Source organism: Neptuniibacter marinus (assembly GCF_965223595.1).
GTDB classification, from domain to species: Bacteria; Pseudomonadota; Gammaproteobacteria; order Pseudomonadales; family Balneatricaceae; genus Neptuniibacter; species Neptuniibacter marinus.
On sequence record NZ_OZ245004.1, the window covers coordinates 2445937 to 2459276 of the forward strand.

The following is a 13340-nucleotide window of genomic DNA, read 5'->3' on the forward strand; positions in this document are numbered from 1 at the left end:
TTAATTAAATACACATAGGTCTGCTCTTTGAGGCAAAAACCACCTAAACAGAGGTCCACTATAAAAACTACGACAAACCTCAATTCATACACCAGAAGCTAACGCCTCAAAAAGCATGTTCGGTTTTTTATATTAATACGTTATACAAAAAACCATATTCAATACCTTATCCTATCGTGGCGACTTTCTGGCCCTTTTCGACAACATCATCTGCATCACTAATAAGGCTTAGTTTGCCACTTGCTGGCGCTAGAAGTTCATACTGAATTTTTTCTACCATAAGCTCAGCAATCACATCTCCTTCACTTACATCTCCTCCATCACTGGCCAACCAAGAAGTGATTACTGCTTCAGAGTCTTCTTCCCATAGATCTACTGGAACGATTACATCGGTCATTGTTTATACTTCCTTCATTTTGTTAAAAGCTTCGATAATTTTTTCTGGGCTTGGAAGCGCCCACTGTTCCATTGGCGGGGTAAACGGAATTGGAATATCAGGATATGCAACTCGCTGCGGTGCGGCCTTCAACGGAACACCCGCCTCAACAACCGTGGCAATAATTTCGCCCGTCATGCCGTAACTGTGGTAATCCTCATCCACAACAATTAAACGACCTGTCTTTTTCACTGATTCAATCACTGCATCACGATCAAGCGGCACTAATGATCTGAGGTCGAGCACCTCTGCACTGACACCTTGTTCTTCTAAGATACGTGCGGCCTTTAGCCCATAATGAACACCGGATGTGATACCAACGATTGTGACATCTGTCCCAGGTCGCGTAACAACCGCTTTGCCTAATGGCACTTCATAATCAGCTTCAGGCACATGGACGATGGCGTCTTTTTCTGTACCCAACCACCCCATGCCTTGCAATGCTTTATGAAACATAAATACAACAGGGTTAGGATCTCGAATAGCCGCGACCATCATTCCTTTGGCATCATAAGCATTAGAGGGGGCAACCACTTTCATGCCCGGCAGATGCGCAAAGGTGGCATGTACACACTGGGAATGCTGGCCTGCATCGGAATAACCGCCACCTGTAGAAGTCATCAATACCATCGGCACAGTGACATTACCACCAGAAAAGTAAGTGTTTTTTGCCATCATGTTGTAGATAGCGTCAAAACACACACCAAAGAAATCAACAAACATCAATTCCACAACAGGCTTCATACCATCCGATGCAGCACCTACTGCAGCACCGATAAAGGCCGTTTCTGAAATGGGCGTATCACGTACACGAACTGGGCCAAACTCTTTATACAGACCTCGCGTATTACCAAATACGCCACCCAGCTCACCGATATCTTCACCCATAACAAATACTTTTTCATCGGTACGCATCTCTTGCGCAATCGCTTCAGCCATTGCTCGCGCAATCGTCAACTTACGTTCTTTTTCTTTTACTTGAGTCATCTCTATCTCCTAAACCTTAGTCCTGACCTTTAGGGCTTTACATATCGCCTTAGACAAATACTTTTTCCATTGCTTCTTCAGGTGCTGGATACTCGCTATCACGTGCGAATTTGATCGCCTCATCAACAACTCTATGCGCATCGGACACAAGCTCTGCATCGTCTTCATCGCTCCAGTTGTAGACGTCAGTTAAACGCGCTTTCATCACAGGAATTGGATCGACTTTCATTAGGGCTTCTTTCTCCCCCGCTGGACGATAAGCTTCGCCATCCCCCATAAAGTGACCTGCTAGACGAGAAGTTTCTATTTCAATCAATGTGGGACCAAGACCACTGCGAGCACGATCAACTGCCAAGCCAACCGTCTTAAATATTTCAACGGGGTCGTTTCCTGGAATAAATTCTCCTGGCATTCCGTAAGAAGCTGCACGATCAGAGTTACGTTCAACCGCTGTACTTGCACGCTTGGAGACAGAGATACCCCAAGAGTTATCCTCAATAATAAAAATAACTGGAAGCTTCCAAACACCCGCCATATTGAGCGCTTCATGGAATGCCCCTTGGTTAGCAGCACCTTCACCTAAGTAAGCAACGGCAATACCGCTTTTCTGCTGCATAACACGTGATAGAGCGGCACCTACGGCAGGACCAACACTTTGACCAATAATGCCAGAGCAAGAGAAATTAACCGCCGGATCAAAAATATGCATATGACCGCCACGGCCACCACTTAACCCTGTTGTTTTGCCAAATATCTCAGCAGCCATCCCCTTAAGATCAACACCTTTAGCAATCGCAACATGGTGGGGACGGTGGGTAGAGGTCACTACATCTTCAGCATTTAGGTGTGCGCACACACCAACTGCGCAAGGTTCCTGACCGTTAGAAAGGTGCATTTCACCAGGAATTGGGCCATTAGCCATATTGAATGCTGGCGATTTGCCCTCCATATAAATTTTCTCAATAGCTTCTTCAAAAAAACGGCTAATGAGCATGTGTTTATACATCCATTTTTCTTGTTCTTGGCTAGGTATCATCTCAAGCTCCCAAATATTCAAAACTGTTTAACAACGCAATAAAATCTACTCTAACCAAGGCAAACGTCATGCCACAAGCACCTTTATGATGTAACATATTGATTTATAAGAATTAAAATAGATATGCAGTTTTAAGAATCGACTAAAGAAAATAGGCTGACACAGTTCGTGCGACACTATGTTCCAAAGAGATTGGCACACAAAAACGCACATTGCACAAAAGATAAACAAGGACGTTAAAGACGACTTAAGAAGAGGCGTAGTTTATTAAGGTTAGGGATAACAAGTCATAAAAACGACTTAATAACCCTTCCCCCATTTATCGCTCAAGTAGCGGTAAGAATGATTGATGAGTTGAAGTTAATCTATTATTAATACGATAGTTGACCCAGACCATAACAGGTCAAAGGGGTTGGATTCGATACACTTAAACCACTTGCCCTGCAGCAAAACCTGAAGCCCATGCCCATTGAAAATTATGCCCTCCTAGATGGCCAGTGACATCTAAACACTCGCCAACGAAATAAAGTCCTGGTACTTTTTTCGCTTGCATAGTTTTTTGATTGATCTCATTAGTATCGATACCACCCAGTGTAACCTCAGCAGTTCTATAGCCTTCAGTACCCGAAGGTTTAATCGTCCAACGACGAAAAGCGTCATTAATCATCTCGAGCTGTTTATTAGAAAACGAGCCCATTACCCCACTTAATTCAAACTTAGCGCATAAAATTTGCGCCATACGCTTACTCATTTGTTGAGCCATGATAGTGGTTATTTCCGCCTTTGGACGTGCACTACGCTGCTCTTTTAGCCATTCTAATAAATCAAGTTCAGGAAACAGGTCTAACTCAACATCGTCACCGGGATGCCAATAGTTAGAAATTTGTAAAATAGCGGGCCCACTCAAGCCTCGATGAGTAAACAACATCATCTCAATAAAGCTCGTTTTGATGCCTTTTTTATCAGTCACACTTGCTTGGATTAAATGAGATACGCCAGACAGCTCTTTCAGTACCTCTTTATCTTTTGGCTGCAAAGTAAAAGGTACCAATGAAGCGACGCGCGGCAGTACCTGAAGTGAGTACTGCACGGCCAGATCATATGCAAAACTGGTCGCGCCACCGTTAGGGATCGACAGCCCACCTGTCGCAATAACAACAGATTCAGAATTTATTTTCCCATTTGACGTTGTCAGAACCCAGCCTTTACCACTTTGCTCTACAGAAATCACAGTTGTTTCTGTTTTTATCTCAACACCGGCCCATTCGCACTCAGTCAATAGCACTTGAAGAATCTCTTTACTGGACTCATTGCAGAAAAGCTGACCTAAGGTCTTCTCGTGATACTCAACCCCATGACGATCCACTAGGTCGATAAAATCTTGTGCTTTATAACGACTTAAGGCAGATTTGCAAAAATATGGGTTCTGGGAGATGAAATTAGCTGGGGAATTATGCATATTGGTGAAGTTACAGCGCCCACCACCGGACATAAGAATTTTACGACCAATCTTCGCCGTATGTTCTAAAACAAGTACTGATCGCCCCCGATAACCGGCTGTTGCAGCGCACATCAATCCCGATGCACCAGCACCAATAATTACAACATTATACAACAACGCGCTCACCCCTAAATCGGCCTAATAAGTGAAGGTTTAAAGCGCGTTAGTTTAACATACCACTCTCTACTAGGTTGCCTTTTTATAGTAACCAAAGATCAGTCGACACACAGAATGTCTGACACAGGCACGTAAGCCGGAACTGAGGTTAGCGTTATTTTTACAGGGCATTCGACAAGATCAGAACAAGAGATAATGCCATTAGCAAACAACTTTTTAATAAAAGAAAATACAATCTCTGAGCTGTATTTCATGATTTAAAAAGATAAAGATACAAAAGCAGAATAGATAGAGAAGCGAAAGCATTAAAACACCCACTGGTTATGCGGGTGTTCTTAACAACAAAAGGAACTTCTTAGCTACAACTCATCTATTGCACCTAAGTACTTTATATATGAGACTAGCGACCAGATCTCATCCTCACTAAAAACTTCGCCCCAAGGAGGCATCGGCGTTGCACCCTGCCCGCCATTAAAAATAGTTTGATAGATATATTTAGGTTCTAAATCATCTCCTCTGCCAATAAATAAATCAGGCTCATGTCCATGACAATAATCCGCACAAGTCGAGTGGAAAATCCCTTTACCTTCTTCAATTCGTTCTGAATCAGTTAAATCAACGGGTATTGAACTCTCGTCATCAGATGCACCGTCTGACGATGGGACGCCACCCGCAAGCACAGCATTAAAACTAAAAATGGCAAATAAAACTGACAAATAAATCGCTATTTTTTTCATAATAAACTCATTTAACAAAGATAAAGAGGGCTAAAAGAAAATCCTTTAGCCCTCCACAGGCCTTAGCCTTACTTACCGCCTACTTGAACAGCTACAAGCTTAGCATCGGTACCCGCACCGCCTACTGGCATCACAACATAGTGTTTACCATTAACGCTGTACGACATTAATGCCCCAAAAACGCCGCCAGGTAATTTCACTTCTGAAATCAACTTACCGGTTTTAGCATCATGAGCGTACATGTACGGCTCTTCTTCTTCTCCTGTTGCTTGAGCAATCAGAGCATTACCACGTGTAGATAAACCTAACACACTATAAGTACCTTCTGGCGCAACAAACAGTACATCTTCAGTCAATGTAAAATGACTCTGACGAGGAACACCAACACGGCCTAAGTTAAGGTGTTTAATCTCAGGATGATTAACAGGCCCCTTACCCGCAGGTATACGCCATAGATGCTCACCAGTATTCATATCGACTGCTGTCATTGTAGAGAACGGCGGCTTAAACAAAGGCAGGCCTTTTGGACCACCTACACCAGCCCAAGTACCTGTGTATTTATAGGCGGCTGATTTCTCTTTTTTCAGTTTGATACCAAATGGAATGGTAAACGAGTTTACGTAGAGAACATTGGTTTTAGGGTTATGAGCAGCCCCAACCCAACTAGCACCACCAAGAACACCAGGAACTTGAAGCGTACCGGCTTTAGTTGTTGTAGGCGGCGTAAATAACTCACCGTAGTTATAACGTTTCAGGATTTTCATTGCGCCTTTTTTCAGTTCAGGCGTCAGATCGATCAAATCGTCCTGTGTAACCCCCTGCTGAACAAAAGGAGCAGGCTTCGTTGGGAAAGGCTGCGTTGGTGACGATTTTTCACCAGGCACAGTGGATTGAGGAACAGGACGTTCTTCAATTGGCCAAATTGGCTTACCATTCAGACGATCGAATGCGTAAATGAAACCTTGTTTTGTAACTTGGACCGCCGCTTTTATTTTCTTACCATCAACCGTAAGATCCATTAAGTTCGGCGCGGTAGGAATATCATAATCCCATAACCCATGGTGAACTAATTGATAGTACCAAGCGATTTTTCCTGACTTAGCATTTAAGGCAACAAGAGACTCACCGAACAAACCGTCCCCTGGACGCTCACCACCATAAAAGTCATTGGTTGGTGTAGAGAATGGCAAGTAAACTAAACCATTTTCTTCATCACAGCTTGGGCGTGCCCACATATTCATGCCACCGGTGGTTTTCCAAGCATCGCTGTCCCAGCTTTCATTACCTTTTTCACCTTTCTGAGGTGGGTTATGGAATACCCAAGAACGCTTACCGGTCTTAATATCAAACGCCTGAATATCACCTGCAGGATGGTTTTGCATAGGCGGACGACCTACAGCAAAGGAGTCCAACACAGCCATACTTGGGATGATTTGATTACCACATACAATTGGTGGTGACGTTAAAGATATAATTGCACGATCGACCGGCTTGAGTAGACCTTTGGTCATATCTATACGACCATTATCTCCCCAAGATTTTATAGGCTTACCTGTTTTTGCATTAAGCGAGATAAGATAACCGTCAGCGGTGCCAAGGAGGATACGCTTGTCACTCCCATCTTCCCAATAGGTTACGCCGCGACTAATAAAGCCTAAGTTTGGTGGAGAACCAAACGCGTAAGCTTTAGGGTCAAACGTCCATAATGTTTTACCTGTTGCACCATCAATAGCAGATACCAACGACATAGGTGAACTAGAATAGATAATGCCATCGATAGCCAAAGGAGTACTTTGGTTCATCCATGTCCGTAGATCAGGGTTGTCTTTCCATAATTGATTATCAGGCATGGACCATTCCCACGCTACTGACATATCCTTCACACTCTCGGTCGTTACAAGTGGCGCTTCTGAATATTTAGATCCAGATTTATCACCATTATACTCAGTCCAATTGGACTGGTTTGCAGCATAAGTGGTGCCGCTTATTGCTATACTAGAGACAGCAACTGCTAGAGCAATCTTTCTAGGGCTGAATAATTTATATTTATACATTAGCCGCTTCCTTTACTGTGGATTTCCGCTAGGGTTTATTATTTCTATGTAAGAATCCAAGTGAGAAACATGATTCTCATACCTAAAAAAGCAGATTTTATGCCATCGACATTTTTATTTTAAAAATCAAATAGTTAAATAAAAACGATTGCGTAAAAAAGGAAGTTAAAGCCGACACAGTGTTCCATCGAATTAACTTAATGAAACAGACTGTATCATGAGCTTATTTTCATAAGCAGATAATCTGTTAATACAAAAAAAGCAGTGACAAGAAAAAATCAAGTCCAAGTAACAGTGATTGCAGAAACAACAAAAAACCTATTTTCACAGGTTTACTAAAATTACTTATAGTCTGGAGGGTGAGCAGCAAACGACTAATCAGCACATACTCAAAAGAAAACTAATATTATATTTAAAATTATCATTAACAAAAAAGTGTACTCAAACTCTACATCAACTGATCATGCACTAAAGCAAATTCCATTCGAGTAAATCAGATCGAGCACACCTTCACTTCAAGCCTTGCGTACTTTTCTACATTGGAACCACAACATTAACTTTGTTGAGCTTTCTCTTTATTCAATTTACGGATCTTATCAGCTAAGCGTGTTTTCCGTTGCTCTTGAGAATTTTCATCCTCTTCACTCTCTGCTTTTTTCTTTTCATAAACTGATTGATGCCGCTTTTTCTTCTCCAACGCTTTACGACGACGGCTATCATAACTATCCGGATCCGCTAACCGCTCTCTACGACTAGGCCCTGAGTCATCAATAAATCCCTTAGCCTTACGACTTTTCTTAATACGTGCCATTTATTTTTTACCTTCACTTTCGGCAGCGAGTGCCTCAGCTTCTATTCGTTCAAGTTCAGCAATACGACGTTTTTCCGCCCACTCCTCAACCGTTTCAAAACTAATTCGTCCTAACTTACCTGAACGTAGTTCATTAAGAAGCAACGTCGAGGCTTTGTTGCGGTCAACTACACCGCCGGGACGAAGACAGCCCCTTCTACGCCCTATTTCATCTAGCACATCTTCTGCAATAGTTGGCATCTCTTTAAATTTAAATCGCGCGATCAAACGATCGGGATAATCATTCCGAAGAAAGCCCGCGACAAAAATGGCTACATCCTCATGCTCTATCGCTGTATCTTTTATCGCACCGCTGGCGGCCAAACGATAACCTGAATCTTTATCGTCAATTTTAGGCCATAAAAAGCCCGGTGTATCAGAAAGCGCCATACCATTATGTGTTGTGAATCGCTGCTGAGTTTTAGTAACAGCCGGTTCATTTCCAACTTTAGCAATCTTTCTACCTAGCAACGCATTGATTAATGTAGATTTTCCAACATTAGGAATACCCATAATCATAGCACGCACAGGACGATCAGAATTAGAACGCGAAGGCACCATCTGCTTACAAATATCAGCGATACGGTTAATTAATTTTTTCTGAGTGTAATCTAGTGCTATCGCCTTAGTTTCAGGCTGATTGTTAAAATATTCAAGCCATTCCTGCGTACGTTTTTCATCCGCTAGATCACTCTTATTCAGCAATTTTAATCTAGGCTTGCCTTTACGAAGCGTATTAACCAGCGGATTTTCACTCGATTGTGGCAACCGTGCATCAATGACCTCAATAATCACATCAACTTCATCCATTACGCTAGCAATCTCTTTCCGAGCTTTATGCATGTGTCCCGGAAACCAATTTATACCCATTACCAAACCCTGATAAAATTAAAGTTCAATATTATACTGTATGAAACCTTAATTAGCTTAAAAGAAATAAAGAGCAATAATTTTCCCTAAAGATATAATAGGCAGACTACACTATAGATATAGCCTGATCATGTTACGCTGATAGATAGGATGGCCTGCTTTTATGGATCAAACAGAAAACTCACAAGTATTAATGGCCCGACAGCCAATCTTCGACCGGAACCAAAAAGTTGTTGCCTATGAGTTATTGTATCGAACTGAGGATGTTCAAGGACACGCTCTCTTTGCAAACTCTGAAGCGACCAGCGAGGTCATTCTTAATGCTTATACTAGCATCTCTGATTCCGGTGAACTTAAGCGAGTGCCTGCTTTTATTAATCTCACACGGGATATATTGGTAGACCAACAACTTCCAGAAGTATCTAAAAAATATATTGTACTTGAGATACTTGAAGATATTGAACCTGATGAAGAAGTGGTGGGCGCGGTTCAAAAACTGCATTCTGAAGGTTATAGAATAGCAATGGATGATTTTGTCTATAACCCCAAGTATGACCCATTATTAAAACTTGCCCATATAGTCAAAATTGACGTTTATGAATTAACAATGGAGCAAGTGCGTGAGCAGGTAAAAGAGCTTAAGAAACACAAAGTCACCCTCCTCGCTGAAAAAATAGAAACACACGAACAATTAGAAACGTGCATTGAGTTAGGCTTCAAGCTTTTCCAAGGGCACTTTTTAAGCAGACCAAAGGTTATTAAAGGCAAAAAGATACAGGGTAGCCAAGTAGCGCTCATGCAGTTAATACAAGAACTGCAAAGCCCTAAAGCTACACCGGAGAAGCTAGAAGAATTGATAATGAGAGACCCTGCATTAACTTATAAGTTGCTGCGCATAGTCAATTCAGCGGGTTATAGCTTAGTGCGTCAAGTTGAGTCTATCGCAGAAGCCATCGTTCTCCTTGGTTTAGAGCAAGTCAAAAAATGGGCAACCTTGATCGCAATGTCTTCAAATCAAGAAAAACCCGAAGAACTGTCCAGAAGCTTGCTGATTCGTGGGCGAATGTGTGAAGAGGTAGCCCATGCAGCTAAGCTAAATAACTACGGGAGTTACTTTATGGCGGGTATAATGTCAGGTCTGCATGCAATGCTCGACATTGAGCGCGAGACAATGCTAGAACAAGTGCCTCTTGGTGATGATATAAAAGAAGCGGTTAGTTTAGGCCAAGGCCCTATAGGTACAGTACTACGTAATGTTGTGAACTATGAGAATGGTGACTGGGATCTACTGCCACCTGATCTAGACGGCAATATTTACGACAAAGCTTACCGAGCTAGCCTCGAATGGGCTCAAGAATCCATGCAAGCAATGTATGAATAGATAAACGTTGTCTATATTTTGATTATCTATTTAAGGCAACAGAGTGTTGCCTTTTTTATTGCCTTTAGCCGCACACCAAAGTTTATAATGTTCTCAGTCTAAATAAGCTTTAAAATAATCTAATAACTTCCGCAACAGTCGTTCAATAGGCTGTCAGACCATAGTGTTTATCTATTTATGCCATTACCTATAGCCTCTGCCCGTTCACTCAAACATACCCGCCGCGTTATTTGTGAAGGTTTTAAACGTGAAGACGGTTTATGGGACATTGAAGCCCATCTCATCGACACAAAAACGTTTAGCATGGATTACAAAGACAGAGAGAACGGCATCATTCCCCCTGGGGAGCCTTTGCATGGAATGTCTGTACGTATCACCATTGATATGGATCTCAATATACTAGATGCGGTCGCTTCGATGGATTACACCCCCTTCAGTGGCTGTAAACAAATTACCGAAGCCTATAAGCAACTTATTGGACTGCAAATAGCACGGGGCTTTACAGGTAAAATAAAATCACTCTTTTCTGGACGCGGGGGATGCACACACCTGCTTGAATTACTTGGACCTTTAGCAACAACCGCCTTCCAAGCAACTCACCAAGAACGTGAATTAGCGGAAAACTTCTGGCAAGATGGCGACAAAAAGCCACCTATGCTAGATACCTGTCACGCACTTGCGGCTAATGGCCCTGTCGTCAAAGAGTACTGGCCTCATTTTTATGAGCATGATAATAAAATAATTCCTACAAACTCAGTCAAAGCAACCGAATCAACTGATGAGTTTTAACTAATAACCGTTACATGAGACTTAATTATGCTGATCCATCCAAACAAATCATGTCTATTGATTGTCGATATTCAAGATAAATTAGTCCCAGCAATTGATGAACCAACTGAACTCATTAAAAATACTCGATGGTTAACCGAGATAGCCGCTAAAGTTAACGTGCCTATTTTAACATCCGAGCAATACCCCCAAGGCTTAGGACACACAATACCGGAAATTGCAGAACTTATACCCGAAGAAGGGATAATGGAAAAAGAACACTTTTCCTGCATGTCAGAACCGAGCTGCAATGAAAAAATTAACGCACTACGCCCAAATCAAGTTGTTGTTGTTGGTATGGAAGCGCATGTTTGTGTTTTACAAACAGCGATTCAATTAAAGCAGCAAGCAAGAGAAGTCTATGTTGTGGCGGATTGTGTGTCGTCAAGAGATCCTAAAGATAAAGCTTTAGCATTGGAGCGCATGCGTCAATGCGGTATATACATTGTAAGCCGAGAAATGGTTGCATTTGAATGGATGCAGAAAGCAGGAACTGATACTTTTAGAGAGATCAGTAAGAACTACCTAAGATAGACTTATGCCTAGCCAATCACGTAACACGCTAGATTGGCTAATTTCACCGCCCTATCCGTTCCTCGAGTAACTCAACGAATCGTTCAACCCGCTTTGCATTGACCCCTAGGTCCGATTGTCCAACACGTGAGGCCGAACGGAAGTTAATTTCCCGAGTATCCATATCTATACGCACCTCAAAATCATCAACAAACCCCCATAAGGTGCTAGTAAAAATAGCAGAAATGTAAGTATAAGATTCTAATTGAACGTCTCCGCCAACCTCAGTAACGAGGTTTTTAACCAGAAGACTTAAAGACTCTATACTATCAACCTGTGCGGGGATCACAAAAGGCTCGACAAAATGATTTTTATCTTCAGGGTACTCTGAACAGACACAGTTAGGCTTAGACCCACAAGGTGCCAAACGTCCCTTTACCAAACCGACGGCCCTGCCTTCTTTTGAAGCCATCGACATAAAACCAAAGATCAGTAAAACTACTATAACTAGGACTGCTGCAATCCATTCCATTTTATAAAAATGCTTCCCTACCATTCCTGTCGATACCACTTTTTACATGCAAAGGGCTTCCACTGCATATAGGCCTAAGATACCAGCTCCACCCACGCAGGTATAACTAATTTAATAAGTTTATTCTTCACAAGAAGCCTAGACAAACCCAGTAGCATTAATTAGATACAAAAAAAGAGCACTAATCACTCACTGCTCTTTTTTACAAATGCGGACTACTTAATCGTCTCGGCTAGTTACTTCAAGAAGATGGTAACCAAACTGAGTTTTAATAGGGCCTTGAACAACACCGACATCACCGGTAAATACAGCTGTATCAAACTCAGGAACCATCTGACCACGGCCAAAAGAACCTAAATCTCCACCCTCACCACCAGACGGGCATGTAGAGTGCTTTTTTGCGGCTTCAGCAAAGTCAGTACCTGACTCAATTTCAGCTTTAAGCTGGTTACATTTTTCTTCAGTATCGACCAAAATGTGACGTGCAGTTGCGCGAGCCATCATTTAACTCCTATTGTAATATTCAGTTTTGAGAACAGTACCTGCCTACCTAAACTTAGTCCAGTCACAACTGTTCTGGAGTTTAAAATAAACCGTTTTAGCACAGTAATAGAGATGCACTTTTCCTCTTTATCCATTATTAAGAGTGAACATACTGTCAAAAGCAAACAACATACTGTTTACTTAATTCCCCAAGAGTCTGTGAAAATCATCTCTTTTAGCTGGGTTCGCTTTTCCCACTCAGCAAGCTCAAGCTCAGGTTTTTTTAAAAACTCAGAAACATAACCTACGCATAAGTAAGCTACAGGCACAACGCCATCCGGTAAATTCAAAAGCTCACTCAGGGTTTCTTTTTCTATAATTGAAACCCATCCCACACCCACATTTTCAGCACGCGCAGCCAACCAAAAATTTTGAACGGCGCACACCGTACTATATAGATCCATCTCAACTTGATGAGTTTTACCTAAAACCACAGGTCCACCCCGTTCACGATCACATGTAATACAGACGTTAAGCGGTGTATCAAGGATTCCTTGTAGCTTTAGGCTTTGATATTTATTACGCCGTTCACCCTCAAACATCTGTGCCGCTTCATCGTTAGCAGAAACGAAGGCTTCATAAATTTTCTGCCGTTTTTGCGGATCACGAATAAGAATAAAGTTCCAAGGCTGAGATAAACCAACGGAAGGCGCATGGTGAGCCGCATGTAATATATTGGTTAGTACTTCATCAGGGATCTCATCAGCTAGAAATTGGCCACGGACATCACGACGTCCATATAGTACATCATAGAAATGCTCCCGCGCTTGAGGTGTTATATCCTGCTGCTTTTGATCATTATTGGAAGGCATTAAATCACTCAGTATAAGTTACAGAAACTCACAGGATAATAGCTATTAATAATAGAAAACCTATACATTAGGTAAAAATTAAGACTACGTCGTCTTCAATAGAATAGAAAAACAGACTTGAATCTAACTATAAACTAGATTCA

Annotated in this window: 14 protein-coding genes; 3 read left to right on the forward strand and 11 right to left on the reverse strand. The window is 41.9% G+C overall.

Annotation, left to right across the window (positions count from 1 at the left end):
- Positions 1-166 precede the first annotated feature (166 nt).
- The 8 genes from ACOQOE_RS11605 to ylqF form a co-directional block, all read right to left on the reverse strand.
- Positions 167-397 (reverse strand): biotin/lipoyl-containing protein, encoded by a 231-nt coding sequence (locus tag ACOQOE_RS11605; protein WP_067868421.1) that lies wholly within the window; start codon positions 395-397, stop codon positions 167-169.
- Between the two features lie 3 nt (positions 398-400).
- Complete coding sequence (locus ACOQOE_RS11610) at positions 401-1423, reverse strand: alpha-ketoacid dehydrogenase subunit beta (protein ID WP_075107975.1); 1023 nt, start codon at positions 1421-1423, stop codon at positions 401-403.
- A 49-nt stretch (positions 1424-1472) separates the two neighbouring features.
- Positions 1473-2459 (reverse strand): thiamine pyrophosphate-dependent dehydrogenase E1 component subunit alpha, encoded by a 987-nt coding sequence (locus ACOQOE_RS11615; RefSeq protein WP_420554071.1) that lies wholly within the window; start codon positions 2457-2459, stop codon positions 1473-1475.
- Between the two features lie 427 nt (positions 2460-2886).
- Complete coding sequence (locus ACOQOE_RS11620; protein ID WP_420555477.1) at positions 2887-4077, reverse strand: NAD(P)/FAD-dependent oxidoreductase; 1191 nt, start codon at positions 4075-4077, stop codon at positions 2887-2889.
- Between the two features lie 359 nt (positions 4078-4436).
- Positions 4437-4814 (reverse strand): c-type cytochrome, encoded by a 378-nt coding sequence (locus tag ACOQOE_RS11625; protein ID WP_067868470.1) that lies wholly within the window; start codon positions 4812-4814, stop codon positions 4437-4439.
- 68 nt (positions 4815-4882) lie between these two features.
- On the reverse strand, positions 4883-6868 hold the full coding sequence (locus ACOQOE_RS11630; protein ID WP_067868414.1) for a pyrroloquinoline quinone-dependent dehydrogenase: 1986 nt from the start codon (positions 6866-6868) through the stop codon (positions 4883-4885).
- 553 nt (positions 6869-7421) lie between these two features.
- Positions 7422-7679, reverse strand: coding sequence for a hypothetical protein (locus ACOQOE_RS11635; protein WP_067868411.1), 258 nt, complete (start codon positions 7677-7679; stop codon positions 7422-7424).
- The gene (gene ylqF, locus ACOQOE_RS11640; protein WP_067868408.1) at positions 7680-8588 is read right to left on the reverse strand and encodes a ribosome biogenesis GTPase YlqF; all 909 of its coding nucleotides are present in this window, start codon (positions 8586-8588) and stop codon (positions 7680-7682) included.
- 163 nt (positions 8589-8751) lie between these two features.
- Between ylqF and ACOQOE_RS11645 the strand changes: the two genes are divergently transcribed.
- From ACOQOE_RS11645 to ACOQOE_RS11655, 3 genes are all read left to right on the forward strand, one after another.
- Positions 8752-9969 carry an EAL and HDOD domain-containing protein gene (locus ACOQOE_RS11645; protein WP_067868405.1) on the forward strand — a complete coding sequence of 406 codons (1218 nt, stop codon included), beginning with the start codon at positions 8752-8754 and terminating at the stop codon, positions 9967-9969.
- Positions 9970-10146: 177 nt separating this feature from the next.
- Positions 10147-10758 carry a DUF2889 domain-containing protein gene (locus ACOQOE_RS11650; protein WP_420554072.1) on the forward strand — a complete coding sequence of 204 codons (612 nt, stop codon included), beginning with the start codon at positions 10147-10149 and terminating at the stop codon, positions 10756-10758.
- A gap of 27 nt (positions 10759-10785) precedes the next feature.
- The gene (locus tag ACOQOE_RS11655; RefSeq protein ID WP_067868399.1) at positions 10786-11331 is read left to right on the forward strand and encodes a hydrolase; all 546 of its coding nucleotides are present in this window, start codon (positions 10786-10788) and stop codon (positions 11329-11331) included.
- A gap of 43 nt (positions 11332-11374) precedes the next feature.
- On the opposite strand, the gene ACOQOE_RS11660 is transcribed toward ACOQOE_RS11655, so the two are convergent.
- The 3 genes from ACOQOE_RS11660 to bluB form a co-directional block, all read right to left on the reverse strand.
- Positions 11375-11842: a DUF1499 domain-containing protein gene (locus tag ACOQOE_RS11660; RefSeq protein WP_067868395.1), complete on the reverse strand. Its 468-nt coding sequence runs from the start codon at positions 11840-11842 to the stop codon at positions 11375-11377.
- 219 nt (positions 11843-12061) lie between these two features.
- Positions 12062-12343: a peptidylprolyl isomerase gene (locus ACOQOE_RS11665; protein WP_067868391.1), complete on the reverse strand. Its 282-nt coding sequence runs from the start codon at positions 12341-12343 to the stop codon at positions 12062-12064.
- A gap of 179 nt (positions 12344-12522) precedes the next feature.
- Positions 12523-13197: a 5,6-dimethylbenzimidazole synthase gene (bluB, locus tag ACOQOE_RS11670; protein ID WP_067868388.1), complete on the reverse strand. Its 675-nt coding sequence runs from the start codon at positions 13195-13197 to the stop codon at positions 12523-12525.
- Between the last annotated feature and the right edge of the window lie 143 nt (positions 13198-13340).

Excerpts from the sequence above, each read along its gene's own strand:
- ACOQOE_RS11605 (WP_067868421.1), bottom strand. The coding sequence starts at position 397 with ATGACCGATGTAATCGTTCCAGTAGATCTATGGGAAGAAGACTCTGAA.
- ACOQOE_RS11610 (WP_075107975.1), bottom strand. The coding sequence starts at position 1,423 with ATGACTCAAGTAAAAGAAAAAGAACGTAAGTTGACGATTGCGCGAGCA.
- ACOQOE_RS11615 (WP_420554071.1), bottom strand. The coding sequence starts at position 2,459 with ATGATACCTAGCCAAGAACAAGAAAAATGGATGTATAAACACATGCTC.
- ACOQOE_RS11625 (WP_067868470.1), bottom strand. The coding sequence starts at position 4,814 with ATGAAAAAAATAGCGATTTATTTGTCAGTTTTATTTGCCATTTTTAGT.
- ACOQOE_RS11630 (WP_067868414.1), bottom strand. The coding sequence starts at position 6,868 with ATGTATAAATATAAATTATTCAGCCCTAGAAAGATTGCTCTAGCAGTT.
- ACOQOE_RS11635 (WP_067868411.1), bottom strand. The coding sequence starts at position 7,679 with ATGGCACGTATTAAGAAAAGTCGTAAGGCTAAGGGATTTATTGATGAC.
- ylqF (WP_067868408.1), bottom strand. The coding sequence starts at position 8,588 with ATGGGTATAAATTGGTTTCCGGGACACATGCATAAAGCTCGGAAAGAG.
- ACOQOE_RS11645 (WP_067868405.1), top strand. The coding sequence starts at position 8,752 with ATGGATCAAACAGAAAACTCACAAGTATTAATGGCCCGACAGCCAATC.
- ACOQOE_RS11650 (WP_420554072.1), top strand. The coding sequence starts at position 10,147 with ATGCCATTACCTATAGCCTCTGCCCGTTCACTCAAACATACCCGCCGC.
- ACOQOE_RS11655 (WP_067868399.1), top strand. The coding sequence starts at position 10,786 with ATGCTGATCCATCCAAACAAATCATGTCTATTGATTGTCGATATTCAA.
- ACOQOE_RS11660 (WP_067868395.1), bottom strand. The coding sequence starts at position 11,842 with ATGGAATGGATTGCAGCAGTCCTAGTTATAGTAGTTTTACTGATCTTT.
- ACOQOE_RS11665 (WP_067868391.1), bottom strand. The coding sequence starts at position 12,343 with ATGGCTCGCGCAACTGCACGTCACATTTTGGTCGATACTGAAGAAAAA.
- bluB (WP_067868388.1), bottom strand. The coding sequence starts at position 13,197 with ATGCCTTCCAATAATGATCAAAAGCAGCAGGATATAACACCTCAAGCG.